This window comes from Microcoleus sp. PH2017_12_PCY_D_A, from assembly GCF_020738565.1.
In the GTDB taxonomy this organism is placed as follows: domain Bacteria; phylum Cyanobacteriota; class Cyanobacteriia; order Cyanobacteriales; family Microcoleaceae; genus Microcoleus.
Genome location: NZ_JAEQCI010000049.1, coordinates 14896 through 39267, shown reverse-complemented (window position 1 = coordinate 39267; position 24372 = coordinate 14896). Strand labels below are relative to the sequence as shown.

The 24372-nt window shown below is 43.5% G+C and carries 25 protein-coding genes; 9 read left to right on the top strand and 16 right to left on the bottom strand.

Annotation, left to right across the window (positions count from 1 at the left end):
- Window positions 1-144: 144 nt before the first annotated feature.
- The gene (locus tag JGK39_RS15910) at window positions 145-993 is read left to right on the top strand and encodes an AAA family ATPase (RefSeq protein WP_293246621.1); all 849 of its coding nucleotides are present in this window, start codon (window positions 145-147) and stop codon (window positions 991-993) included.
- A 247-nt stretch (window positions 994-1240) separates the two neighbouring features.
- On the opposite strand, the gene JGK39_RS15905 is transcribed toward JGK39_RS15910, so the two are convergent.
- The 3 genes from JGK39_RS15905 to JGK39_RS15895 are packed head-to-tail and all read right to left on the bottom strand — an operon-like array spanning window position 1241 to window position 4161.
- The gene (locus JGK39_RS15905) at window positions 1241-1825 is read right to left on the bottom strand and encodes a YrhB domain-containing protein (RefSeq protein WP_293246624.1); all 585 of its coding nucleotides are present in this window, start codon (window positions 1823-1825) and stop codon (window positions 1241-1243) included.
- 52 nt (window positions 1826-1877) lie between these two features.
- A complete protein-coding gene (locus JGK39_RS15900) occupies window positions 1878-3413 on the bottom strand; it encodes a mercuric reductase (protein WP_293246627.1) in 1536 nt (511 codons plus the stop codon).
- A 16-nt stretch (window positions 3414-3429) separates the two neighbouring features.
- Window positions 3430-4161: a TVP38/TMEM64 family protein gene (locus JGK39_RS15895; protein WP_293246630.1), complete on the bottom strand. Its 732-nt coding sequence runs from the start codon at window positions 4159-4161 to the stop codon at window positions 3430-3432.
- Window positions 4162-4224: 63 nt separating this feature from the next.
- Between JGK39_RS15895 and JGK39_RS15890 the strand changes: the two genes are divergently transcribed.
- A complete protein-coding gene (locus tag JGK39_RS15890; protein ID WP_293246633.1) occupies window positions 4225-5271 on the top strand; it encodes an isochorismatase in 1047 nt (348 codons plus the stop codon).
- Between the two features lie 286 nt (window positions 5272-5557).
- Here the strand turns inward: JGK39_RS15890 and JGK39_RS15885 are convergent, their stop codons facing one another.
- Genes JGK39_RS15885 through JGK39_RS15870 form a run of 4 tightly spaced genes read right to left on the bottom strand, consistent with a single transcriptional unit; the run spans window position 5558 to window position 6551 of the window.
- Window positions 5558-5734 carry a hypothetical protein gene (locus JGK39_RS15885; protein ID WP_293246636.1) on the bottom strand — a complete coding sequence of 59 codons (177 nt, stop codon included), beginning with the start codon at window positions 5732-5734 and terminating at the stop codon, window positions 5558-5560.
- 21 nt (window positions 5735-5755) lie between these two features.
- Window positions 5756-6145, bottom strand: a complete 390-nt coding sequence (locus tag JGK39_RS15880) for a type II toxin-antitoxin system death-on-curing family toxin (protein WP_293246639.1) — start codon at window positions 6143-6145, stop codon at window positions 5756-5758.
- The gene (locus JGK39_RS15875) at window positions 6145-6387 is read right to left on the bottom strand and encodes a DNA-binding protein (protein WP_293296800.1); all 243 of its coding nucleotides are present in this window, start codon (window positions 6385-6387) and stop codon (window positions 6145-6147) included. Before JGK39_RS15875 ends, JGK39_RS15880 begins: the two co-directional genes overlap by 1 nt.
- Window positions 6384-6551: a hypothetical protein gene (locus tag JGK39_RS15870; RefSeq protein ID WP_293296798.1), complete on the bottom strand. Its 168-nt coding sequence runs from the start codon at window positions 6549-6551 to the stop codon at window positions 6384-6386. Before JGK39_RS15870 ends, JGK39_RS15875 begins: the two co-directional genes overlap by 4 nt.
- A 31-nt stretch (window positions 6552-6582) precedes the next feature.
- On the opposite strand from JGK39_RS15870, the gene JGK39_RS15865 reads away from it, so the two are divergent.
- The 3 genes from JGK39_RS15865 to JGK39_RS15855 all read left to right on the top strand — a co-directional run bounded on the left by JGK39_RS15865 (window position 6583) and on the right by JGK39_RS15855 (window position 7580).
- A complete protein-coding gene (locus JGK39_RS15865) occupies window positions 6583-6732 on the top strand; it encodes a hypothetical protein (RefSeq protein WP_293296796.1) in 150 nt (49 codons plus the stop codon).
- Between the two features lie 160 nt (window positions 6733-6892).
- Window positions 6893-7192, top strand: a complete 300-nt coding sequence (locus tag JGK39_RS15860; protein WP_293246650.1) for a type II toxin-antitoxin system HigB family toxin — start codon at window positions 6893-6895, stop codon at window positions 7190-7192.
- Complete coding sequence (locus tag JGK39_RS15855) at window positions 7176-7580, top strand: transcriptional regulator (RefSeq protein ID WP_293296794.1); 405 nt, start codon at window positions 7176-7178, stop codon at window positions 7578-7580. Before JGK39_RS15860 ends, JGK39_RS15855 begins: the two co-directional genes overlap by 17 nt.
- Window positions 7581-8009: 429 nt before the next feature.
- Here the strand turns inward: JGK39_RS15855 and JGK39_RS15850 are convergent, their stop codons facing one another.
- From JGK39_RS15850 to JGK39_RS15820, 7 genes are all read right to left on the bottom strand, one after another.
- Window positions 8010-10010: an AAA family ATPase gene (locus tag JGK39_RS15850; protein ID WP_293296793.1), complete on the bottom strand. Its 2001-nt coding sequence runs from the start codon at window positions 10008-10010 to the stop codon at window positions 8010-8012.
- The gene (locus JGK39_RS15845) at window positions 10007-11293 is read right to left on the bottom strand and encodes a hypothetical protein (RefSeq protein WP_293296791.1); all 1287 of its coding nucleotides are present in this window, start codon (window positions 11291-11293) and stop codon (window positions 10007-10009) included. The genes JGK39_RS15850 and JGK39_RS15845 overlap by 4 nt, the downstream gene beginning before the upstream one ends.
- Window positions 11294-11308: 15 nt before the next feature.
- Entirely contained in the window at window positions 11309-11944 is a 636-nt protein-coding gene (locus tag JGK39_RS15840; protein ID WP_293296790.1) for a 4Fe-4S single cluster domain-containing protein, read from the bottom strand.
- On the bottom strand, window positions 11931-13889 hold the full coding sequence (locus tag JGK39_RS15835) for a hypothetical protein (protein ID WP_293296788.1): 1959 nt from the start codon (window positions 13887-13889) through the stop codon (window positions 11931-11933). Before JGK39_RS15835 ends, JGK39_RS15840 begins: the two co-directional genes overlap by 14 nt.
- Window positions 13890-13904: 15 nt before the next feature.
- Window positions 13905-15686 (bottom strand): Hsp70 family protein, encoded by a 1782-nt coding sequence (locus tag JGK39_RS15830; protein WP_293296786.1) that lies wholly within the window; start codon window positions 15684-15686, stop codon window positions 13905-13907.
- A gap of 75 nt (window positions 15687-15761) precedes the next feature.
- Window positions 15762-16370 (bottom strand): VWA domain-containing protein, encoded by a 609-nt coding sequence (locus tag JGK39_RS15825; protein ID WP_293296784.1) that lies wholly within the window; start codon window positions 16368-16370, stop codon window positions 15762-15764.
- A gap of 88 nt (window positions 16371-16458) precedes the next feature.
- Window positions 16459-16908 carry a GIY-YIG nuclease family protein gene (locus JGK39_RS15820; RefSeq protein WP_293296782.1) on the bottom strand — a complete coding sequence of 150 codons (450 nt, stop codon included), beginning with the start codon at window positions 16906-16908 and terminating at the stop codon, window positions 16459-16461.
- Between the two features lie 278 nt (window positions 16909-17186).
- Here JGK39_RS15820 and JGK39_RS15815 point away from each other — a divergent pair, with 278 nt between their 5' ends.
- Complete coding sequence (locus tag JGK39_RS15815; RefSeq protein ID WP_293296780.1) at window positions 17187-17834, top strand: helix-turn-helix domain-containing protein; 648 nt, start codon at window positions 17187-17189, stop codon at window positions 17832-17834.
- Window positions 17835-17937: 103 nt separating this feature from the next.
- Here the strand turns inward: JGK39_RS15815 and JGK39_RS15810 are convergent, their stop codons facing one another.
- A complete protein-coding gene (locus tag JGK39_RS15810; protein WP_293296779.1) occupies window positions 17938-18105 on the bottom strand; it encodes a hypothetical protein in 168 nt (55 codons plus the stop codon).
- A gap of 102 nt (window positions 18106-18207) precedes the next feature.
- On the opposite strand from JGK39_RS15810, the gene JGK39_RS15805 reads away from it, so the two are divergent.
- A complete protein-coding gene (locus JGK39_RS15805) occupies window positions 18208-18588 on the top strand; it encodes a hypothetical protein (protein WP_293296778.1) in 381 nt (126 codons plus the stop codon).
- Window positions 18589-19002, top strand: coding sequence for an HNH endonuclease (locus JGK39_RS15800; protein WP_293296777.1), 414 nt, complete (start codon window positions 18589-18591; stop codon window positions 19000-19002). It abuts the gene before it with no gap.
- 194 nt (window positions 19003-19196) lie between these two features.
- Here JGK39_RS15800 and JGK39_RS15795 read toward each other — a convergent pair whose 3' ends face one another.
- The gene (locus JGK39_RS15795; RefSeq protein ID WP_293296776.1) at window positions 19197-20219 is read right to left on the bottom strand and encodes a cysteine peptidase family C39 domain-containing protein; all 1023 of its coding nucleotides are present in this window, start codon (window positions 20217-20219) and stop codon (window positions 19197-19199) included.
- A 476-nt stretch (window positions 20220-20695) separates the two neighbouring features.
- On the opposite strand from JGK39_RS15795, the gene JGK39_RS15790 reads away from it, so the two are divergent.
- On the top strand, window positions 20696-23464 hold the full coding sequence (locus JGK39_RS15790) for an HAD-IC family P-type ATPase (protein WP_293246683.1): 2769 nt from the start codon (window positions 20696-20698) through the stop codon (window positions 23462-23464).
- Window positions 23465-24372 lie beyond the last annotated feature (908 nt).

Genomic DNA, 24372 nt, shown 5'->3' with positions numbered 1-24372 from the left:
TCTAGCCATTACCGGTAGCGCTAAGGTGCGCACTGCGTACCCTACAAATTATAGTTTCTATATCTAGCCATTACCGGTAGCGCTAAGGTGCGCACTGCGCACCCTACAAATTATAGTTTCTACATCTAGCCATTACCAATTGTCATGAAAAGAGTTATTGTACTTGTCGGTTTACCTGCTTCTGGAAAATCTCAATTTGCCCGGGAATTGCTGCTGTCTGAACCTGCGAAGTGGGTGCGTAGCAATAAAGATTTGCTCAGAGAAATGGCTCACGCTTCCCATTGGTCGCCGGCGAATGAAAAGTTTATTGTGCAATTGAGAGATACAATTATTTTGATGGCTTTAGAAAACGGCAAGCACGTGATTGTTGACGATACTAATTTCGGGCCTCACATCGAGCATATCAAGAATTTAGTCAAAGGTAAAGCTATCGTTGAAGTTAATGATTCTTTCTTGCAAGTTCCGGTTGAGGAGTGTATTAAACGGGATTTGAAAAGACTTAATTCGGTGGGTAAAGATGTGATTGTGAAGATGTACAATAAGTACGTGCGGGTTCCGGTTGCGCCGCCGGAATACAACCCGGATTTAGCGGATGCAATTCTTGTGGATATGGACGGTACGTTGGCGCTTCTCAACGGTAGAAATCCTTTTGATGCTTCAAAGTGCGATCGCGATTTACCGAATCAGCCCGTCTTAGATACCGTCCGCAAGTGGCAGTCTAGCGTTAATATTATCGTAGTATCGGGCAGAACCGATGATTGTCAGCCTCAGACTGAACAATGGTTGCGGCAATACGAGGTTAATTATGCAGGCCTTTATATGCGGAAAACCGGAGATATGAGGAAGGATGCGATTATGAAGGAGGAAATCTATCGGCAGCATATTGCAGGGAAATATAATGTTAAGTTTGTATTGGACGATCGCCAGCAAGTTGTTGATATGTGGCGCTCGTTGGGATTGACTGTTTTTCAAGTAGATGAAGGGGATTTTTAACGGAGGATCGATTTTGGCGATCGATGGAAACTTTTGACGATCTTCCTGAACACGATGCTAGAATCCAAGTAACCTTAATATTCCTCGAAGCAGGAGTGGTCAGAAACCGGGTTTTTTTAAGAAAATACTTCGTTGCATCCTACTGATTTGGCAAAAAACCCGGTTTCTTGGGTCGGAGTGCATACTTAAAATTATCTGCGTTAATCTTTGTCAATCTGCCTTGCATCTGCGGTTTACATATTAATACTCACTGTACATTAAGGAACTTAGCACATTCAAGGAGTGAAATAATTTCTACCAACCATTGTCGAGCTTTTTCTGGATTATCAAAACACCGCTCAGTTAACTCACTTATCCTTTCCCAAGGAAAAGGTTCTTTTGTGAGAAGACATTTCCCTTGTTGTATTACTTCTTGAACTTTCCTTGATTTAGCGTAAGTAATATAATACTGAATAGCTGCGTCATCACTTAAAAAATCTCCTATACCTGTTTTAGCCATATAACATTCAAGAAAGCCATCTAGCTCGGCATAATTATCAAAAATTTTCCCTCTGTTTTCTTGATAGAAGCTAATTCCGGCATCTATTCCATTTTCTACCTCTAGATAATGAATACTGCCATCCAACCTGTCAACAATTATTGGACAATTCCCTATCATTTTATAACGAGTCATGTTTGTTTCTAACCCACGCTTAGTCTGGTAGCAAAATATCCACCCAAAATCTTTTTCAATGATTCGGTTATCTAAAATAACTAATGTGTCGTCATAAATTTTGTGATAAGTATTGATATAGTCTGTCGCAATCTTGTAGGCAGTTTCTTGATCGATCATAAAAACCTTCTATTTGGGTAAGTGCGATTTACAGGATTTGACATCAATTTATCTACCGTGTCCAAGCCAGCCATTTATTAAACAAATTTTTGACAAACGGAGTCAAACGAGTGCGATTGTAAGCATCTCCCGCTTTGCGAATTGCTTCCGCTTGCGTCGGATACGGGTGAATTGTGCTCGCAATTTTCCCCAAACCAATATTGTTAACCATTGCCAAAGTAATCTCGCTTATCATATCGCCAGCGTGTCGCGCTACAATAGTTGCACCTAATATTTTGTCGCTGCCTTTCTTGACGTGGATTTTCACAAATCCTTCCTCTTCGCCGTCAATAATTGCCCGATCGACCTTACTGAAAGGAATTAAAAATGTATCGACATCAATTCCTTGGGCTTTGGCTTCCGCTTCGCCCAATCCGACGCGCGCCACCTCCGGATCTGTATAGGTACACCAGGGTACCGTCAAAGCGCTGAGCTTTTTGCGCCCGAAAAACAGAGTGTTTTGAATCACCATCCTGGCGGCAAAATCAGCAGCGTGAGTAAATTTATGTTTCATGCAAATGTCACCTGCAGCATAAATGCGGGGATTAGTTGTTTGCAAATTGTCGTTGACAAATACGCCTGTTTGTGTATCGTATTCCACGCCTACAGCTTCTAGGTTCAATCCTTCCACGTTGGGCGATCGCCCCGCACTCACAATAATCTCATCTACCGTTACCGATGCTTCCTTACCTTGAGATTGATAATAAATTACTTTGCCTAAATTTGTTTTCTCAACGCGCTCTATTTTAGATTCAAGTATTAGTTGAATTTCTTCTCTTACAAAAGCCTGCTGTACAATTGTCGCAGCACCGACATCTTCCTTGTCCAAAATCTGAGCATTTTTGTGCAGCAACACGACTTCGGAACCCAGTCGCCGAAAGGCTTGAGCTAATTCGCAGCCGATCGGCCCACCGCCAATTACAGCCAAACGCTGAGGTTTTTCTGTGAGGTTAAATACAGTTTCGTTTGTCAAATATCCAGCTTCTTGTAAGCCAGGAATTTGCGGTAGTCGCGCCCTTGCACCTGTGGTAATTACTGCTTTTTTAAAGCGCAGAGTTTGACCTGCAACTTCTATGGTAGAATTGCTAGTAAAGGAGCCAGAACCTAAGAAGACATCGACTCCTAAAGTGTGCTGGTAGCGATCGACTGAATCGACATCGCTGATTCCGGCCCTAATCCGGCGCAGCCGTTCCATCACAGCAGCAAAATCCACTTCTGCACTGTTAGGAACATTAACGCCAAATTTACTCGCATTCCAGATATCGCCGACAGCGCGGGCCGATCGAATTAAAGCTTTTGAGGGCACGCAACCGACATTCAAACAATCGCCGCCCATTAAATGTTTTTCAATCAAAGCAACTTTCGCGCCCAAACCTGCGGCGCCCGCAGCCACAATTAATCCGGCTGGCCCCGCGCCAATTACTACTAAATTGTAACTGCTGGCGGGCTGCGGGTTTACCCAATCGGGCGGATGCAAGTAGGAGACTAATTTTTGGTTGTGTTCGTCCATCGGGGGGACTGTTACGCGATCGACTTTTGACTGCGACATGAGCAAATCTTCCTATTTAAATAGTTTCATCTAAAGCTTTGCGAGCAATCCGAGTTATATAGACGGTGACGGCGACAGCAGCCGTAAAACTGATAATATTAATCAACCATTTTACCAGTTCGGCTTGGGGATTTGCAGGCTGATTTACCGTACATATCGCAGCAATATTTCCCACCAAAGAACCTGAGTAAACGTAAATCACGGTTCCCGGTATCATGCCGGAGGAACCTAACACGTAATCTTTCAAAGAAACTTGGGTAATTCCCAAGGCGTAATTTAATAAATTGAAGGGAAATAAAGGACAGAGACGAGTTAAAAAGACTATTTTTAATCCTTCTTTAGCAACTGCGCGATCGAGGGCTTTGAACTTCGGGTGAGCTTCCATATATCTTACCACGCGATCGCGCGACAGGTACCGCCCGATCAGAAAAGCAAAGGTAGCCCCTAAGGTGGCGGCGATTAACACGTATATCGAACCCCACCACAGCCCAAACAGCACGCCGCCTCCCAAGGTCAGCACGGAACCAGGTATAAATAGTACCGTGGCTAAGTTGTAGGTAGCGATAAAGGCGACTGGCCCCCAGACGCCTAAATGCTCGATTTGGATTAAAACTGTTCTTAACAGTCCTTGAACGTAGGCAGATCTAGTTGCTACAATTAAAAGGGCGATGGAAAGGGCGATCGACAAAAACAACAATCGGCGTTTAAAAGTATACCTAATAGAAATCTGATTTGCTTCTGGCTCCATAATTGACCCATAAATAGATAGATACCAGCATTATATAGCAGTTGTCAACTTACCATATCAACCATGACCGCAAAAAAGCAACTCCCAATTCCAGAATATTTCAATGCCCAGAAAATCAGTGAAATCTGGCGAGTTCCCTATCAAGAAAGAGCGACTGAAGCTAAGGATTGGGCATTAAAACATGGTATTCAGCCAGCATCCAGCGACGAAAAGCAAATTTGTTTGCTAATAATTGACGCCCAAAACACCTTTTGCGTACCAGAATTTGAACTATTTGTAGGCGGGCGTTCCGGTAGCGGTGCTGTCGATGACAATCTGCGCCTGTGCGAATTCATCTACCGGAATTTAAGCGCAATTACAACCATTGCGCCAACAATGGACACCCACACCGCCATGCAAATTTTCCATCCCATATTTTGGATAAATGATGCAGGCGAAAACCCCATTCCCGCCGCCACATTAATTACTCTGGAAGATGTGCAGCAAGGAATTTGGAAAGTCAACCCAGCCGTCGCCGACAGCATCGCGGGCGGCAATTATGCGGTACTGCAAAAACACTGCCTTCACTACGTGCAGAAACTCAGCGACAATGGCAAATTTCCCTTGACAATTTGGCCCTATCACTCAATGCTGGGCGGCATCGGACACGCCCTGGTTTCGGCGGTGGAAGAAGCGATATTTTTCCACAGTATGGCGCGCAACAGTCAAGCACTTTTTGAGATTAAAGGCGGCAATCCCTTAACTGAAAATTATTCGGTTTTGCAGCCGGAAGTGTTAGATGGTGCAGACGGAAATCCGATTGCTCATAAAAATGCTCAGTTTATTGATAAGTTGCTCGATTTTGATGCGGTAATTATTGCGGGACAAGCAAAAAGTCATTGCGTTGCTTGGACGATTGATGATTTGCTGACTGAAATTGTGGCGCGGGATTCTATGTTGGCTAGGAAGGTTTATTTGTTGGAAGATTGCACTTCGCCGGTGGTTGTTCCTGGTGTTGTTGATTTTACGGAACAAGCAGATGCGGCTTTTTTAAGATTCGCGCAGGCGGGGATGAATGTTGTTAAATCTACTCAGTCAATTGATAGTTGGGCAATAAGAATCGGCGGTTAAAACCAGGTTTATACAAGCGATGTCCGGATGGTGCGCGGAATCAAGAATAAGATGCGTTACAATTTAAATAACTTTGCAAGATTTGTTTGGTTCAGAAACTATAAGAATCGGCGGTTGAAACCGCCTCTATACAAGCGATGTCCGAATGGTGCGCGGACTCAAGAATAAGATGCGTTGGTGTATACAATGGATCTTGACGATAAATCGATGGGTGCATCTGGTTTTTGAAGCCTGAAGAAGCATGACCGCATATAAGTCATGAGTTATAATCTCATATTCACGGAGGTCATGCTTCGCCCCTACGGATATATTCGCCTTGCGCCAGATGCACCCAAATCGATCGCACATCCCACACGGCACAAGCTAGAGCTTGCCGGGGTGATAGATTAAAGTATGGTTGTTTTTGTCCGTAGGATTGCGTGCGCCGATGACGGCCACCCGTTCCTGGATGTGGCTGTTCCATCAAGATAGCAATACCCTGGTATTAAATAGATCGATTGACAACATGAGAGCGCAACCACTCAGTAAACTCATCGCGGGCGATCGCACTTGATGCGACTTGTAAAATGATTTGTTCTTGCTCATCTACAGATGCAGAAATTTCAAATCCGTTCAAAACTAAAAAGACTTCCATTACTGCGTGGCCGATGCGTTTGTTACCATCCAAGAAGGGATGATTTTTAATTAAAGCAAAGCCAATAGCTGAGGCTTTTTCTACGATAGTTGGGTAAAGTTCCTCCCCACCAAAGGTCATGCGTGGCTGAGATAAAGCTGACTCTAATGCTCCTAAATTGGCGATACCAGATGCTCCGCCAGACTGCTCGATAATACGGCGATAAAGTTCTAAGACTTCAGTTAAAGTTAGATAGCGCATTACGCCAGTTTTTTATAGAGTTCAGCGTTCTTTTTGAGGACATATTCCATAGCATTCTCAAAGGATGTTTCTGGCGGTACAAGCAAGTTTTCAGCGCTCATAAGTAGTAATGCTTCTAGTGATATACCCAGGCTAGAGGCTGTTTCTTGTAGCTTGAGAAGACGTTCGTCGGGAATTGTAATGGTAATAGTTTTCATTCTGTTTGTAGCTTTGACGATAAATAAAGTTTTAGTTTCACTCATCGGTTGATTTGAGTTTGCCGGATGCTTTGGCTTGGTCGATCGCCTCTTGAATCAGAAGGTAGACTCTCGTTGGAGATCGATCGCTTTTCGATATCGCACAATTTTTCTAGCTCTTTTTTCGCCTGTGTTGGCAAAACCACTGAAATCCTTTCGCTGTCACTCATGCACTGCAATCTGTTGGAGGTTTCCCCTATTGTGTCACCTCGTCCGTCTAGTTTGCAATGGGCGATCGTCGGTCGATATCGCAGGCGATCGGATGCGGAGGGACATCTTCTGTTGTTTCGGCAACGAGTGCCCAATATCCGATTTGAAGTGGTGTTTGATTTACCTCGTCCTCAAGGTTAATTTTCTTGAGGGACACTGTTTGATGGACTGACAGTTCACTTTGGGGCGATCGCACTTTGGAGATTAAGGGCGATTCCCTACGGGATAGCTGCGCTTCACGCCCTTGACGAAAGAAATTGGTTGAGCTAAACTAAAATTTAGTTTAAATTGCTTATAGTAGATGCACATAATCAGCTACCGACGGGTGCGTGAATACAGCGAAACTCATGCTGATTGCGGGGAAGCTTTGGATAACTGGTTTAAGATTGCTAACAAGGCTAAATGGTCTAACTTAATTGAGGTACAATCTGTTTTTCCTAAAGCCGAAGCTGTTGGAGGGTTTACAGTTTTTAATATTAAAGGTAATAATTATCGATTAATAGTTAGTATTGATTATGAAAGCCAATTAATTTATATCAAATATATTCTCACCCATGCTGAGTATGACAAGGAGAAATGGAAAAATGACCCTTACTTTTAATTCCGATAAATACAAAGAGTTATTGTCTCAGTACCAGCCAAAAATAATTAGAAACGAAGCGGATAATGAGAAAGCTCTGGCTATGGTGGAAAAGTTAATGAGCCAGTGCGATCGCACTCCTGAAGAAAATGAGTTATATGAGTTGCTGATTGCATTGATTGAGAAATTTGAGCAGGAATATTATGCACCAGGAACTACAGCAACGCCTCATTCGATATTGCTGTTTTTGATGGAACAAAGAGAGTTACAGCCTGCGGACTTGGTAGGAGTCATTGGATCTGAAAAAAGAGTGTCTGAAGTGGTTAATGGCGAGGGAAATATTGGTAAAGAGTTGGCATTGATTCTGGGGAGTTTTTTTCATGTAGAGCCGAGTTTGTTTTGTAATTAAGGGAAGTGACATTAAGGGCGATCGCGCTTTTGGGGCGAAAGGGCGATCGCTTTTATGAGCAACAAAGGAATGTAATTAATTTTTATTGAGCTGGTTGTGGAAAAGTAAGGCACTGTATATAGCCTTTTTCAGAAAGATGAGGTATGCCAAGATATGCTGGAACTTTTACAGTGTAAAGCTTTTCAGGTCAAGATTTGTCCGCGAATGAATGTGAGAAAGGCTATAATAGATAGGACTTACGCATGGGGGTTCAGAAACCGGGTTTTTGGAGAAAATCCTTCGTTGTTACCCGTAGATTCGGGAAAAAACCTGGTTTCTTTGCTCTGAGTTCGTAAGTCTCGATCGAGTAATACTTTCAGGAACCTGCGAGGTGCGAACCTGATAGAGGGTAAGTCATTTTAGTCATCAGTTTCCCCTGTTTTGTTTTAGTTAATCAATTATTTTTGGAAGAAGAGAACCATCCTGACTTAGTTCTACAGACAAAATCTTGTTTGAAAGTACACCCGTATCAGGAAAGTTTTCAAAAAGCCAACTGTTTAGAGGTTTCTCAACCAAAGTTTCTAGCAGAGATTTTGTACGTCGTCCTCCAAGAATCAAGTTTTTCTCTTCCTGCATACGCATCGACAAACCCTCTAAAACTGAAGGTAAAAAATTGATTTTTAGTTTATACTTCTCCTTAGTAATTTCAGCGTATTGCTGAAGAAATTTATTAGCAATTGAAGTAATAAACTCAGGTCGCAGTAAATCGAATACGATAATATTATCTCCTAGTCGCCCTAGTAGTTCGGCTCGACCAATATAATTACTGAAATACCATCGAACTTCTTTGTCAAAATGATCCTCTACTTGCGAGTAATGAGGTATATTTCCTTCCTTAATTTGGGTCATAATTCCAGCACGAATTGTCTCGCCTGTATGGGCATTGGTAAGATCGGATGCACCAATATTGCTGGTAAAAATAATTACAGTCTGGTTAAAATAGACTGTTTGACCTTTGCCATCGGTTAGCCTGCCATCACTTAGTATTTGTAAAAATTTATCCATCACTTTTGGAGTAGCTTTCTCTATTTCGTCAAATAGAAGAATACTGTACGGCTGTTCCAAGACACGATTAGTCAATTGTCCACCTGCTTCAAATCCCACAAATCCCGGTGGCGCACCAGTGAGTTTTTCAGCAGCGTGTTCTTGAGCGTACTCACTCATGTCAAAACGAATTAGAGAAGATTCATCTGCAAACAGCAGTCTTGCTAATGCTTTTGCCAGTTCAGTTTTACCAACACCTGTAGGGCCAACAAAGAAAAAGATTCCTTTGGGCTGAGTTGATGATTTTCCACCACCCATGCTTAAGCCGATTCTGGCGCTGGCTAACATTGACGTTACGGCTTCAATAGCTTTTGGCTGCCCCATAACCGATCGAGATAACTCTTGTTTTGCAGAGGCAATTTTTTCAGAACTAATTTCCTCCCAAGGATCATCTCGTCTTCCAAATTTATAAAAATCCACAAGTTTTCTGACATTCTTTTCTTTCAAAGGGATTTTGTCTCGCCATGAGGTCATTCTCAGAGCTTCCAAATCTACCGTATGGAACCCTTCTGTTAGATCTGCTAGTTCCTCTGCTAAGATTTCTAGCTGTGAAGGCGCACTATGATTAGCTCGTTGTATGCTAATTTTATCTCCTTCAAAAAATCCTTTAAAACCTTCGCGAGGACGCAGGGATCTCTGAGCAAACTGACGACGCTCATCCTTATTTAAGGAAGATACTTGAATCAGTTCAACTAATGGATTGTCCTTGTACACCCACTGGGGGATTCTTGCTAAATCACTTGCCACTAAAATCAGACTATTTCTATAGCCACCCAGATTACCCTCTGTCAACACTGCTGATTCCAATGTACACATCTTAAGCAGCATCAAAAGATTCCGTTCTTCGAGACTATACTGGCTCGGATCGGAAGTTAGCATATCTACAGTGTCAACAATTGCAGCTACTGAAGTAGTAGTCTGCGATAGTGCCATTCTGAGATTGCCAAAAGCTACTTCTGGTAAGATTCTGATATTTGAAGCTTGCCTAGTGCTAACCCCTGGATTGCGGCGGGTAGGCGGTGCCATAGGGTTGGCAGGAGGTTCTGGACTAGGTGTATCAGCGGAGGGAGGTTGAGTGTGATGCTCGATCGCTCTTTCTTGAATTAGAGAACCAAATTGCTCTCTCATGGGTTCAGAAAAGTAACTAAATCCATTTACAGGACTGTAACGCACGATCAGACTAAAGCCCAATTCATGCAAGAAAGTATTGATAATTTTGTATACAGTTTGCCGTTCATCTCTCCATAAAAATTCATCATGGATATTTCCATACAAAATGATATGTTTACGACAGTGAATCTGCTTTTCAAGCTCTGTCAACCATCGAAAGTAAACTGGATTGCTCATCGGTTTCCTCCTTTAGCTTGTTTGGCATCTGTCGGTAAATCTGTGGCTGTCCGAGTAATACGATTAGGATCTTTACCTTGCCATGCAATTTCACCCATCTGAACTCCAAATTCCTGCTGCAAAGCGCTGTGCATTTCTGTTAGCACTGCTTCTGCCTCATCGCAAATTGCTACTGGGTTTCCGTCAGCAACGGAAGCAACCGTATTTTTCGAGTAGCCATCGACATCGTACCAGACTTGTCCTTCTACAGGAACGCTGACGCTGATTGCCTTGCCTGCTGCCGTAGCGGTAAAGACTTTTGCTGTGGACGGATGCCCCGCGTGTTCGTCTTGGATAGAAAGCACAGAAAAGCCCATATCTTGAAGGGTTGCAACAATCGATTCGGTGATATAGTCTCGTTTATCTGCTTTCAGTTGTGCAACATTCGCTTCTTCGATGATTTGCTTCTCTTTTTCCTTAGCTTTAGCTAGGATTTCGGTTGGAAGATCGAACTGTTCTGAGGTAAGAGCTTGATTGGCTTTTTGCAGTTCATTTTCTAGCTGGGAAACAGAATGAGAATGCCATCGCATTACTACTGGATCTGCTTTTAATCCTGTTACCAAGTCTTGAATTTGACCAACAACTTGTTCTGCTGCTGCTTTGCGTTTTTCCCATTCCGCTCGGCGTTGAGCAACTACTTGAGTGTGTTGTTTGACAACTTTAGTCGCGTTATTTATCGGCGCTTGTACATTTTGAGGATTACCCGTAGCCAAAGCCGATCGCACCGTTGCAAGTGCCTGTTTTACAGAATTTTGACCAGTTTCATCAAATTTACTGGCATCACCTGTAGGAATACGCCCAACTTCTCTTTCTAGCTCCTCAAGCTCAAATTGCAACCGCTCGATTTCTTCCTTGCGCTTTTTCTCTTCATCATCTCGACGTTTGCGGGTGACAGCCTGATCGGTATCTTGTAAGATTTGGTTGAGTTCGATCGCTAAATTTTGCAGTTTGGACTCATCTTGGGCTTGACGAATTGTATTGGTTTGATTTTGGCACCGCTGTTGTAACGCTGCGGCATCTTGGGGATACATAGCTGATTGCTGCTGCTGAATCTGCGTCGCAACCGACTGTTGCTGGGAGTTGACTTTGCTTCGCAAATTCTCTAGGCGTTGACGGCGTTCTCTTTCTGCTGCTTCTGCTCTGAGTCTTGCTTCTTGTGCCGCTTTGCGACGACGTTCTTCTTCTAATTGTTGTTGCCGTTGGCGTTCTAATTCTGCTGATGAATACTTGGGTGTGCCACTCATAAATTTTATCCTTGTTTACTTTGGGTTAACAATGACCGATCGCTTGGACATTCGAGATTCAAATTCTTGGCGGAAGTTTAACTGAGCGGGAACTCCTGAAAAGCCAACTTCACCAGTCTCGGCGAAGAAAAACTCTAGTCCTGCCGAGCGATCGCCTTGAGCTTCTAAAAACTCTCGATAGCGATCGCTCAAAAGCAATAGTCTTTGATTGCTAGAACCACGCCACAGCAGGTCATCCTGCAAATTTTCTACATATACTCCGTCAATCAAAAGATCGATCTTTTTTAACAGATTCGTTTGTGAAGTAGTGCCTTGCTCTTTTAAATGCTCTAGGCGAAAGCCCGTGTAACACATAACCCCCAAATCTTTCTCGGTTCTAATGCGATCGATCAGAGTAGACATGGCTTCTGCTTGTAACATGGGTTCGCCACCAGATAAGGTGATACCTTCTATGCTTGGCTGATTAAGTATCCAATCGACAAGCTCAGAAATATCAACATCTTCTCCAGCATTTCGATCCCACGATTCAGGCACAATACAGCCTTTACAACCGAAATCACAGCCTTGTACCCAAATTACAGCCCTTGAGAAAGGGCCAAGCACTTTGACTGGGGATCTACGATCAAAAATCCTCAGTTTACTTGGATTCATCACCACCTCCCTCAATAGTCATGGGTGATAAATTACTGGGTGGTTCTCCATCGATAAAACAGGCTGGAACCCAAAAGTCTTGCCCTGCCACCTTATACCATCTGTCATCTTCTGTTCCGTCAGCGCCAACCATCTTGTCACCATTAGTCCAACCTTCAAAGTTTAATTTGTCATCATATCCTGCTTCGCTTTGTGTGCGAGCATCATTGCGCGGGGCAATGCAGAAATCTACCCCACTATTAGACATTACCTTGCCACTGAAAGTTGTATCTATCCTGCTATCAGTTTTTTGAGACTCTACATGATTTTCATCTTTGGGGTTCTCTTTTTGATGATTATTCTGTGAATCTAAAGATTGATTTTCTATAGAACTTGAATGCTCTATATTTATTTCCTGGGGCAGAGATTTTTTATCATCTTCATGATCTTTATTCTTATTTTTTTCATCTTCAATACTCTTCAAGCTTTGTTGATTGCTTTCTTCTTGAGGCTCGTTAGAAATATTCAACGCCGTGTTCATTTCCTTTTTTTTTGACAGAGGTTCAGAATCACAGGTAATAACATCAGCTTTTACTAGGACGTTTCCTGCTACGCGATAGCCTGCACAGACGGTCATTTTGATTTGAACTCTATTCTCATCTCTGGTTTCGTGAGAGCTTTCATCGAATGCAGCCCCATTCTCTGGTATAAAAAGCTCACCTGAGTTTGGATCGTTTACAATGTCTCGAACTAGCCTTAAACCTGATTCAGCAAACTTTAGGATTTCGGCCAAGGCTTCCCCTGTCGTTTTACAGTTTGTGATTTGCCGTAAATCTTGATCTATAAGTGTTGTCGCTTTGTTGGCATAATTTGTGAGTGCTTGATCGGAGTTATCTACGCCCTTAGAAGAAAGCAAGCCCGCTTGGATTCTTGCCTGAATCTTTTGAGAGATTGGTGGCGTAAGACTAAAATCTTCAATGCCTGACAGGACTTCCATAATCAAATGCAATTCTGTGTCAATTTCGGCTTTGTCCTTGGCAAAGTACGCCATGCCGCCACAAAAGACTCGTTCAGACAAGATGGACTTGATCTTAGAAAACTCTTCAGATCTAAAAGTAAGTGTAGAACCTCGCTCTCTCCAGCCGTTTAAGACTTTGCTACTTGCCTCGTGAAATAATCCCATCTTCAGGTGGGAAAATTCATTTTTAAGTTGATCGGAGCGAGAGCCACCACCCGCCAAATTGGGGTTGATGTTAAGACCGCGTAACCGAGTCGTCGCTACCGAAAGCTTTTGTTGAGCCTCTTGAAGTTCCTGTTCAATCTCTTGAACTCGTTTTTCTAAATCCTGCTTAGACTTTTTCAGCTTCTCGTTTTCTTGTGTAATTTGAGGAATACTAGCAACTTGGTTCTGCAAAGTATTGTACTTATGAATAAGATCGTTATATTGCTGATTAAGGCGGTGATATTCTGTATCGCTTTGTCGGTATTTACTACTCCGATTTCTCTCGTTTGATAACTCACCGCTAAGTTGTCTGTTGCGATGCTCGACATTTTCGATGTTTCGTTGAAGTTCTGTAATTTGACTTCGCAATTGCGCTAATTCTTTGTTGGCTTTAGACTCAACCAATCCAGAGATAGTTGTTTTCAAAGCCTGGTTAGATGATTTCATATCTGAATACTCTAACAACAACTTTTGGACTTTATCTCTAAGTAGATCTTTATCTTGACTTACTTGAATAAATTCTTCAATTTCTGAGCTGATATCTGAATTTTGACGAAGATCAGATATAAGTTCTGCCAAACACAACATCACATCTTGTCCATAACTTTCAATCAATGTAAAAACTCTCTCACGTTCAAGTGAGAAATCGAAAGTCTTGATCTCCTTATACCAATGATATGAAGTTTGGAGATAATGCGCGGGCGATTCACGAGACTTAAATACAATTTGAAATTGATGACTCATATTATACTCCTGCAATTAGTAACTAGAAGAAAATCTGAAATTACATCTTTCTCGATTGCCACTGATGGGATCGATCGCATAGGCAACGACTTCCGAAAGACCAAATTGCATTTCTATTTCCATGCGCTTAGATGACTTGTCTTTAGGTGCGAATGGCAACCGCAACTCAGTTTGAGCAATCTCGCTCACTCCTTCCTCATCCGTATAGCGAACTCTAGGATTAGATGTTGAGAGAAACGTTACCGTCAATTCTGTCTGATTGGGAGGGATTTGATAGCTTCGAGTAACAACAGCATCATTAGGAACGCGATCGCCAGCACCAACAAATATATCAAATCTTCCATTACAATAATCGCAGTCTTCTTCTTGCTGAAAGAGCTTACTCACCAACTCTTTTGGTATGCGCTTATCCTCTGGGTCTTTGCCATTTTCAAAGGGACTCATGCAGCCTTTGCCATAAGTCAGCCTAGATCGCCGAGCAATCACAACCCCTGGCTCTACCCCAAAAGAAGCCGCACCAAGAAGGACAGCCGCACCAGGGCGATCTGGAATCACAACTCTTTTAACTCTGCTACCAAACTCTTCCTGAATTCGTTTCTTTAGTAAAGGAGATTCGGCAAATCCACCTACCAAAAAGAGAATATCGCATGGACGATCTTCAAGGGCAGTAAATTGGTTTTTGACCTTGCTAATAAGCTGATTAACGACAGAGTTAAAGATTGTCTCCATGTCTTGGTTCGTCAGCCGGATTACAGTATTATCGCCACCTTGAGCATTTGCCAACTGGTCTAAAACCTCTGGAAAGCTGTCCTCAAGAATTTTTTCCAGCCTACGCGGAATTTCGATAGAAGCTCTCCAGTTAGGCGTTGCGTCATAACTGCATTTAATATTTTCCCATGTTTCGCTTATGAGCTTGGCATATTCTACGGGCCATTCAGCTTGGAATTTATCCATCGCCTCAGCAGATAGCTTTCGAGCAAGGAATTCTCGAAAGTTCCTGTCCACATACTTAGAACCATGCAATCCGCCCCCGCAGGGAATTAATTCATCTAAGCCCTGTCCTCCCTTGACTTCATGAACAGTAATATCAACTGTTCCTCCACCCGCATCAACAATCATAATCACTTTGCCATTTTCCAAGGCAGATTCCTTTTGTCGCATCATCACCTGCTGACAATGAACCGCAGCCGCTTCTGGCTCTAAAACCAAGAGTAATCTTTCTGCCTCTTGACTTTCTTCCCCAATCAATCCAGCTAATTCAGCAGCACGACGCATAATCTGCTTACTATCTTCTCCCCACACTGCTGGGACAGTTAAACACCAGCGAATCTCGTTTTCATCCAACAAACCTGCTCCACCAAGCGTTTCTGAAATATCTTTGAGAGCAGTTTCTTTAACTAACTTTAGAAATTCAGCGATCAATCTCAGCACTGAAAATTTCTGACCTTCCCTCATAATGAAGGGGCCATCTTCATCACGATCTTTTCCTTCATGGAGTAGCGTCTTGAAATTGTCAATAAAGATGTAACTCTTGTCCGAAGCTTCTTCCGTTAGGTGAGGAAATCTTTTCCTTGCCGTATGTCCCCACGCCTCCACAGTACCATCAGAACTAAATAATATTTCAGTTAAAGTTTTAGGATAAAACTCATTGGTATCTGGCCATTTATTCCGAAATATAGGCTCTTTTACATCCTTGTCTTCAAAAAACTGATAAGCATAACCCGATCGGGCTGTACCAAAGTCGATCGCAATAGCGATTCGATAATTTCTATCTCGTAAACTTAAGCTACTTACCACGTCTTACCCTCCACTTTGATGATGTTATTGTTAAATAGTCTAATCGAGCGACAAACCAACCATGCACTGACTTACCTAATCATCCAAAGCGGCATTAAGCAACCCAATTACACCAATTTCTTCTAATTCTTCCATAGATTTAGTATCGACTACATCAAACTTGGTTTTAGCAGTTAGATTGTCATCCAGATACGCAAGAAATTCAGAAGCGCCCTTGTCATATCCAACTTGAACAAAGGATATGCCCAAATCTTCATCGCGCTCAATGCTGTTGGCTGCATTGACGATTACTTTTTCCAGAGCATCTCGATCGTTTGGCTTTCCATCCGTAAAAACAATAATAATCATGGGCTTGCGAGTTCCGCTCTTGCGCCCTTGAAACCATTCAGGTGTTAATACCGCTTCTAATGCCGCATCAGTAGCAGTGTTTCCCATAGGCTCTACCTCATCATAGATTTGTTGGATCTGGTTAGGTGTTGTGTTTTCGTATACTGTGACCTTACTTCCAAATACTACGACTGTAATCCCATCGGAGTCGATCTTGTTGGCACGGGCTGCTACTGCTTCAACATTTTCACGGGCATATTCCCATCGGGACTTACCATTAGCACAATCCTCAATAACCATCGACCCAGAACGATCTAGTAAGATGGCAATGTCATAGTTTTTAAGACGATCAATCATTTAGTTTATTCTATTTGAATGTCAGCTCTGTAATTAGTTGACCAGATGTATAGTCAGAGTTATCGAGTAATAAAAATCCAACTAGCTACTAATCATCATCTAGCTCAACTTCAACATTGGCATCTTCCAAATCTATTGGAAGTTTTGGCATACTTGAGTTTTCCTGTAAGTTGGCAATCGGTGTCATAGACCGTATAAAACGAGATTCCAACTCTTTAACCTCATCCTTTGGGACTTCTACATAACAAAAGTAAAGTGCATTTAACATCGAAAAGCCTACACTTCGGCCATCCTTCTTGCTGTTCAATAATTCTCTGATGACGCGATTTCCTCTTGTTTCTTTTCCAGAAAAGTGGGCTTGCAACCTTTTCCGCATACTTTTTTTAGACATTCCAATGTATTCAACGGTGTAAGAGCCACGGCTGGTTTTGGTTGCGATCGCATATAAGCCTGGGTCGTTTGGTGCGTTCTCTACTTGTCTAGTATCTATCTCCCCATTACTGTCAAAACTACATTCATACCAATCGCTCCACCACATACACTGTTTCCTCCCTATTTTGTTTACTACCTACAGCCACCAAATACTAAACAAAAGTTTTGCATAGCAAAGCTTTGCCCGATCGCACTCACAAAGAGCTCAATCCCCAGAAGGCGCATTGCACCCTCCTACTTATCTATCAGGGCCACATCCACAAAATTATGCAAAACCCAGAAAATAAATTAAAAAATTTCGTTACCGCCCCAGAGACTACAACCAAAGCCCGAAGTACATCAGGTTTCAGCCTGTGTCTCCTGCCCGATCGCTAACTTTAGTCAGTGACAGCCAAAAAGCAATCTCATAAACCTTTTGACTCGCAAACAGCACCCTTTGCCTTTCAGCATTCACTTATAGTAAGCTACCCATACGTTATATTTTTACAACTCACGTCAGGAATTATGTTAGGATTCCATCAGGAATTTTCTACCCCTCAATCTATGGCACCCACAAACCAGCAGTTCACCCAAGCCGCCCACCAGTGGGACTTGGAAACCCTCTACACAGACTTGGCCTCGGCTAAGGGAAAACGACTTACCCCCGTTGAGAAGCTACACTTGCGGGGGTTACTTTGTGGCTACAGTCCCGGTGAAATGGCCGAAAAGCTGGGGAAGGATGCTAAAGGCGTTGAAAGTGACCTCTGCGCCAGTATCTATAAGTATGTTAAAGGTCTGATCGGCAAATGTAATGAAAAGATAGGTAACTGGAGAAATATTGCTGAATGGCTTGAGGATGCTGGATATAAAACTAAGTCACCTGCTAAATTCCCTATTCAAGAGGGTTTATCTGAAAATAGTAAAGTTAATGTAACTAATATAATTTGTGATAATAATCAAATAACAATTGATGTTTTTCTGCAAATAACTGTACCGCTACCTGCAAAACTATCAATACAAAATCTAGACATTGACGACAATATAGTTAATTAGGGTTCGATCGCACTTCTTGCGCTGCGGGTCAGAAACCGGGTTTCTGGCTCATACTTTGCATCCCATCCCATATTTTTCGTCAGAAACCCGGTTTCTCGCTCGCTTATTGGGGGTCAGAAACCGGGTTTCTGGCAAAAACTTTGCATCCCATCCAATATTTTTCGTCAGAAACCCGGTTTCTCGCTCGCTGATTGAGAATGCTGCAATATCGATCGTTCGATCGCACTTGCTTAGTAAAGTAAAATAACCGCGATCGGGAAGGGCGATTCACCCTCGGGATAGCTACGCACGCGCTTACTTTCCAGTTTTAAAATAAGGGCGATCGTACTTCTTTTGTGCTAGGATCCAATTAGAGCGTCAGTCACTAAAAACAATGGCAACAATCACCCTTCAAATTCCCGACGAACTGGCTCAACGTCTAGAACCCCTGCAAAATCGCTTGCCCGAACTGCTTTGGCAACTTCTAGAAGTCACTAAAAAGCCAACAACTACCGAACCCGAAATCAAAACTAATACTGCCGATATTCCCGCAGTTTATCGAGAAGTTCTCGACTTTTTGATAAAAACTCCAACTCCCCAAGACATTGTGAGTTTTAAGGTTTCACAAAATGCTCAGACACGACTGCAAAATTTGCTCGACAAAAACCGCGAAGCAACACTCACTCCAATGGAAATAGCAGAATTAGACGTTTACGAACAGCTAGAACATCTAATGATTTTACTTAAAGCAAGAGCCTATTCAGCTATTCAATAAATGACTTCTACTTCAATTTCTGCCGAACTCCGCAGATTAGTTACTCAAAGAGCTTCAAAATGCTGTGAATATTGCTTAATTCATCAAGATGTTTCAATATACAGCCATGAAGTAGACCATATTATTGCCTTAAAACATGAGAGTCAAACTCGTGCTGATAATTTAGATCTTTCTTGTTTATCTTGTAACCGCTATAAAGGTTCTGATTTAGCTACAATAGACCCAGTTAATGACGAAATTGTTCCTTTGTTTAATCCACGCCGCCAGGTCTGGGAAGAACACTTTGTTCTTAATGATGCTAGAATTGAAGGCATCACTCAGATTGGTAGAGCTACTGGAAGATTACTCAAACTCAACGCTTCTAATCGCATACTTGAACGTCAAGTTTTGATTAATCAAGGACGATATCCATAAACAAGGCAAGGGATTAACAAATCGAGCGATCGCTAAATTAGTTACTCAAAGAGCTTCAGAAGGCTGTGAATATTGCCGAATCTCAAGCGATATTTTGCTTTGTTTATTCAACGCGCAATGGTTGAGGTGCGTCGCTAGTCGAAAAGTCGATTTTTATGCAAGAGATTGTCGAGGGATCCGCACCCTACAGCTAACTATTTACCATCCAATCTCGGCACGCCCTCCAAAAAAGCACCGCTCAACATTAATTCAGTCATCCTGTCTAATTTTCCGCTGACTTTCATTTTATTATCTGTTTGAAAGCGCTCGATGTCTGTTCTTAGATTCCCAGAATTATATCCTAACTTAGTCAAATAATCAATAGCTTGCTTGTCACTTAATAAAATATCAGTCGATCGAAAAATCGGCACGTATTCCTTCAGCCAAAACCGAGCTAAAGTTGCTCTGTCTAAATAAAATATCTTCCCCGGCGCCGGATCGCCAATAATAGCTACACTGTCATTTATCGCCAGCAAAGCCACCGCGTGCGGCCGTTTGATAGCCCCAGTAGCCAGCGAAATTGACAGCACTCCGGGGCGATTGATTTGCTGCATTTGCTCCCAAGTCGGCCTTAATTCTATTGCGTTCACACCCAACGCTCTTGCTGCTACAATTAACTGCGGCATCGAAGTTCCCAAGCGACTCGTGCCCGCCAAACGCGCTACGCTCGATTCCGTCGCATCCATTCCCCAACGCTTCAAAACTGTTGCTAAGGCGGCCGGCGCGCAACTGCTGTCAGATGTTTGCCGAAATACACCGTTTGGCCGCAAGTTATCGATTAAATCAGCGTAAATTGGCGCTAGAAAATAAGCTTCAGCGCTTGTAAATCCTCCCAAGCCCAACAAGCCAATTAAAATTACTGCGATTACTTGCGATCGCGCCGTCAGCCAACTTACAGTAAACCCAATCCCGCAGACTCCCATCAGCATCACCCGCAGCAGAGTCCAAGTTACTCGCATCCCGTGCACGCGCCAGTCGATCGGCAAAACAGGCATTTGAGGCAGATTTAACGCCAGCAGCAGCAAGCCAAGGTAAAAACCCAAAAACAGCAGGGCGATCGAGTTTCGGCCCTTAAACAGATCGTTAGCCGTCACTCCCGATCGCACTAACGCCTTTCCGAAGCGCATTCCCCAGACAAACAGCGCCGAACCCAGCACCAGCGTCAACAATATTTCCATGAGCTCACAATTTTGTTGCTTAACCTAGGTTTTAACACGCGCGCGCGATCGCCCGTGGAGGAATCGCAGAGTTGGAAAATCTCACAGCAGGAAACTGCAAAATAAACAAGACAACAAAGATATATAGCAGTGGATAGTTGACAATTTACAGAGTACGGAAATCCAACCGTTTATGCTCAAGGGTTCAGGATTCTATACAACCTAAGATTTGCCAAATGTCAAGAAGTTGAGTAACTTTTTTTACCTGTTCGGAAAACTCTCAAAAAAGATTTAGCACCGCAAAGAATTTCCCAAACCTATTGGCAAAGACAGACACATCTGTTGTAAGATAGATGGAAGTGACAACCCATTCAAACAATTAATCAACCCTCTTGTCGCTCAATATATTCGCACTCCAACCAGCGAGGAATTGTATTGAGCGCGCCGATTAAGGATCGATAAAAGCTCGCCCGACAGCACAAATTAAGGGAAAAATCATGCCAGCAAAAGCCGCCAACGATGTAGACGTAGCAGAGCAATATTGGCACTACTTAGAAAGATCCAAGGTTGCAACTAAATTAGAAACCAACCTGGAAAACGGCCTCGATCCAGCAGAAGTAGCTACTCGCCAACAAAAATTCGGGCCAAACGAACTTACAGTCAAAGCAGGGAAACCAGCCTGGTTAAAATTTATCCTGCAATTTAACCAACCTTTGCTCATCATCTTGCTGAGTGCAGGTTTAATCAAAGCAGTAATCGGAGAATGGCTCAACGCCAGCGTCATTTGGGGCGTAACCACCACCAACGCTACTATTAGTTTCATCCAAGAAGCGGGGGCTGAGAAAAAAATTGAAGCCCTAGCCCAAGCTGTCACCACAGAAGCCACAGTCATTCGGGGCGGCAAAAAATTAAAAATTACCTCAAAAGAACTCGTTGTCGGCGACTTAGTAACCCTGACTTCCGGCGACAAAGTACCCGCCGATTTGCGCTTAGTTAAAGTGCGCGACTTGCAAATAGATGAATCAGGACTCACCGGAGAATCCGTTGCTGTTGAAAAAGAATTAGGACAATCTGGAGACTTGGTTTTGCCACAAGAAACGCCGCTCGCAGAACGCGATAATATGGCTTACGCCGGGAGTTTTGTTACCTTCGGGCAAGGTAGCGGTATCGTAATTGCGATCGCCAACAACACCGAAACCGGCAAAATCTCCCAATTGCTCGATCGCCACATTGACCTTACAACACCCCTCACCCGCAAATTTAACCAATTCAGTCAAAACTGGCTGCTATTCGTGCTGGGAATGGCAACCTTGACCTTTGCAGTCCGTTTAGGACGACCAGTCCCAGCCGGAGTTTCAGCCTTTAAAGAAGCAGTCGAACCAGCAGTCGCCCTCATCGTCGGCGCCATTCCCGAAGGACTTCCCGCCGTCATCACCGTCACCCTCGCCGTCGGTGTTTCCCGAATGGCGGCCAAACACGCGATCGTCCGCAAACTCCCCGCCGTAGAAACCCTAGGCGGCGCCACAGTCATCTGTTCCGACAAAACCGGAACTTTGACGGAAAATCAGATGACTGTCCAAGAAATCTATTCTGGCGGCAAATCCTACTCAGTTACAGGTACGGGATACAGCCCAGAAGGCAACATTCAACTCAACCAACTGCCAATTAGTGTCAGTCAATCTCCAACTTTGCAAGAATGTTTGCAAGCCGGAATGATTTGCAACGACTCTCACCTCGAATTCAAAGATAATGATTGGATTGTTGTCGGCGATCCGACAGAAGGGGCTTTAATTGCAGCAGGTAAAAAAGCAGAACTCAGCCAACAAGTCTTGGAAAAATCCATGCCGCGCCTCGATTCAATTCCCTTTGAATCTCAGTTTCAATACATGGCGACGCTGCATCGAACTCCGACAAGCGACAAAATTTTGTATGTCAAAGGTTCAGTAGAATCAATTCTGACTCGCTGCGGTTCGAGTCTCGACACTGAAGGAAATCCCGCAGCAGTCGATCGCGAGCAAATTCACCACCAAGTCGATGCAATGGCCGATCAAGGCTTGCGCGTCCTAGCTTTTGCTAAAAAAATCGTTCCCCGCGAACAGGACTCCGTTGCTCACTCAGACGTAGAATCAGGGCTAATTTTCCTAGGACTCCAAGGCATGATCGACCCGCCGCGCGCCTCTGCGATCGCCGCCGTCCAAGCCTGCCAAACCGCCGGCATCCAAGTTAAAATGATTACCGGCGATCACATCGCAACAGCCAAGGCGATCGCCCGCCGCATGGGATTCCGCAAAACCAAACACAATAGAGAACTTGTAGCCTACAGCGGCGCCCAACTCGCCGAAATGGACAAAAACACCCTAGCCGAAGCCGTAGAAGCCGGCTCAGTTTTTGCGCGCGTCGCCCCAGAACAAAAACTGCGCCTCGTAGAAGCTTTGCAGCAAAAAGGCGAAATTGTAGCCATGACAGGAGACGGCGTTAACGACGCCCCCGCCCTGAAACAAGCGGATATCGGCATTGCGATGGGTAGCGGTACAGAGGTTTCTAAGGAAGCCGCCGACATGATTTTGACCGATGATAACTTTGCGTCGATCGAATCTGCGGTAGAAGAAGGGCGATCGGTCTACAAAAACCTGCTTAAATCGATCAGCTTCATTCTCCCAGTCAACGGCGGAGAATCAATGACAATTTTGCTCAGCACCCTCCTCGGGCGAGAATTACCAATTTTGTCCCTGCAAATCCTCTGGTTGAATATGCTCAACTCAATCACCATGACTGTGCCCCTCGCCTTCGAGCCCAAGTCACCCGGAGTGATGAAACAGCAGCCGCGCCCAGTCAACGAACCTTTCCTAACCGAAAATCGGATCAAGCGGATCTTGGCTATTTCTCTGTACAATTGGACAATAATTTTCGGAATGTTTGAATGGGTGCGCCAATCGGATTGGGGAACTTTGCCGCTGGCCCGGACAATGGCGATTCAAGCATTAGTAATGGGCAGAATTTTTTACCTGCTGAGTCTCAGCCAATTGTTGCCTTCTTTGATGGCTAAATTTAGCGGTTCTCAGGAAAAAGTTAGCGGAGCTCCCGCCCTCGGTGTCGGCATTGTCGTAGCTGTAATTTTGCAGGTTATCTTTGCTAACTCTCCGTTTATCAACCGCATCTTCGAGACAGCTCCGATGAACCTAGATCAGTGGCTGATTTGCTTCGGCGTCGCGCTACCGATGATTGGCGTTGCGCTGTCTGTCAACCGCTTCGATCCGCCCAACTAACAAAAGTTCGTAGTGAGGACTTTAGTCCGCAAAAATTAGCATTAAAATCCTCACAAAAGTTCGTAGTGAGGACTTTAGTCCGCAAAAACTAGAATTAAAATCCTCAGAAAGGTTCGTAGTGAGGACTTTAGTCCGCATAAATCCAAGGACTAAAGTCCTCAGAAAGGTTCGTAGTGAGGACTTTAGTCCGCATAAATCCAAGGACTAAAGTCCTCACTACGAACCAATTATGCTCCGCATAAATCCAAGGACTAAAGTCCTCACTACGAACCAATTATGGTTCGCATAAATGAAAGGACTAAAGTCCTCACTACGAACCAATTATAGTTTATCATCAAAAGCGCGATCGCATAATATAAATTCCCTTAGCATAGCTACTATTCATCTCTCTCTTCACTCCCTCTGCGTCCTCTGCGGTAAATTATTCCGATCGAAAAACAATTTTTGTTAGATACATACAAGGAAACTAAAGTCAAGCTAAAAACGAAGCATTAATAAATCCTCAAAATCAATTATAAATACCAACCAAACAAAAAAAATCCTGATATACTGCAAAGCAGTTGTAAAGATAGTAAAATTTATACTTCAGGAAGCATTTTCTTGTCTCTACTCCATGAGGTGTCTCTACATTCAGCTCCATCAGTTCTGACAAAATCCTCACAAAGGTTCGTAGTGAGGACTTTAGTCCGCATCCATAGAAGGACTAAAGTCCTCACTACGAACCAATTATGGTTTATTATCAAAAGCGCGATCGCGTAATATCAATTCCCTGAGCATAGCTATTATTCATCTCTCTCTGCACCCCCTCTGCGTCCTCTGCGCCCTCTGCGGTAAATTATTCCTATCAAAAAACAATTCTTGTTCTATACATACACCGAAACCAAAGTCAAGCTCAGAGCCTTCGCTTG

Coding starts and splice junctions, on each gene's coding strand:
- JGK39_RS15825 (WP_293296784.1), bottom strand. CDS start 16,370: ATGATTGATCGTCTTAAAAACTATGACATTGCCATCTTACTAGATCGT.
- JGK39_RS15890 (WP_293246633.1), top strand. CDS start 4,225: ATGACCGCAAAAAAGCAACTCCCAATTCCAGAATATTTCAATGCCCAG.
- JGK39_RS15800 (WP_293296777.1), top strand. CDS start 18,589: ATGACTTCTACTTCAATTTCTGCCGAACTCCGCAGATTAGTTACTCAA.
- JGK39_RS15790 (WP_293246683.1), top strand. CDS start 20,696: ATGCCAGCAAAAGCCGCCAACGATGTAGACGTAGCAGAGCAATATTGG.
- JGK39_RS15875 (WP_293296800.1), bottom strand. CDS start 6,387: ATGAGTGAAACTAAAACTTTATTTATCGTCAAAGCTACAAACAGAATG.
- JGK39_RS15860 (WP_293246650.1), top strand. CDS start 6,893: ATGCACATAATCAGCTACCGACGGGTGCGTGAATACAGCGAAACTCAT.
- JGK39_RS15840 (WP_293296790.1), bottom strand. CDS start 11,944: ATGAATCCAAGTAAACTGAGGATTTTTGATCGTAGATCCCCAGTCAAA.
- JGK39_RS15805 (WP_293296778.1), top strand. CDS start 18,208: ATGGCAACAATCACCCTTCAAATTCCCGACGAACTGGCTCAACGTCTA.
- JGK39_RS15910 (WP_293246621.1), top strand. CDS start 145: ATGAAAAGAGTTATTGTACTTGTCGGTTTACCTGCTTCTGGAAAATCT.
- JGK39_RS15905 (WP_293246624.1), bottom strand. CDS start 1,825: ATGATCGATCAAGAAACTGCCTACAAGATTGCGACAGACTATATCAAT.
- JGK39_RS15895 (WP_293246630.1), bottom strand. CDS start 4,161: ATGGAGCCAGAAGCAAATCAGATTTCTATTAGGTATACTTTTAAACGC.
- JGK39_RS15900 (WP_293246627.1), bottom strand. CDS start 3,413: ATGTCGCAGTCAAAAGTCGATCGCGTAACAGTCCCCCCGATGGACGAA.
- JGK39_RS15870 (WP_293296798.1), bottom strand. CDS start 6,551: ATGAGTGACAGCGAAAGGATTTCAGTGGTTTTGCCAACACAGGCGAAA.
- JGK39_RS15850 (WP_293296793.1), bottom strand. CDS start 10,010: ATGAGCAATCCAGTTTACTTTCGATGGTTGACAGAGCTTGAAAAGCAG.
- JGK39_RS15835 (WP_293296788.1), bottom strand. CDS start 13,889: ATGAGTCATCAATTTCAAATTGTATTTAAGTCTCGTGAATCGCCCGCG.
- JGK39_RS15845 (WP_293296791.1), bottom strand. CDS start 11,293: ATGAGTGGCACACCCAAGTATTCATCAGCAGAATTAGAACGCCAACGG.
- JGK39_RS15885 (WP_293246636.1), bottom strand. CDS start 5,734: ATGGAACAGCCACATCCAGGAACGGGTGGCCGTCATCGGCGCACGCAA.
- JGK39_RS15855 (WP_293296794.1), top strand. CDS start 7,176: ATGACCCTTACTTTTAATTCCGATAAATACAAAGAGTTATTGTCTCAG.
- JGK39_RS15795 (WP_293296776.1), bottom strand. CDS start 20,219: ATGGAAATATTGTTGACGCTGGTGCTGGGTTCGGCGCTGTTTGTCTGG.
- JGK39_RS15820 (WP_293296782.1), bottom strand. CDS start 16,908: ATGTGGTGGAGCGATTGGTATGAATGTAGTTTTGACAGTAATGGGGAG.
- JGK39_RS15880 (WP_293246639.1), bottom strand. CDS start 6,145: ATGCGCTATCTAACTTTAACTGAAGTCTTAGAACTTTATCGCCGTATT.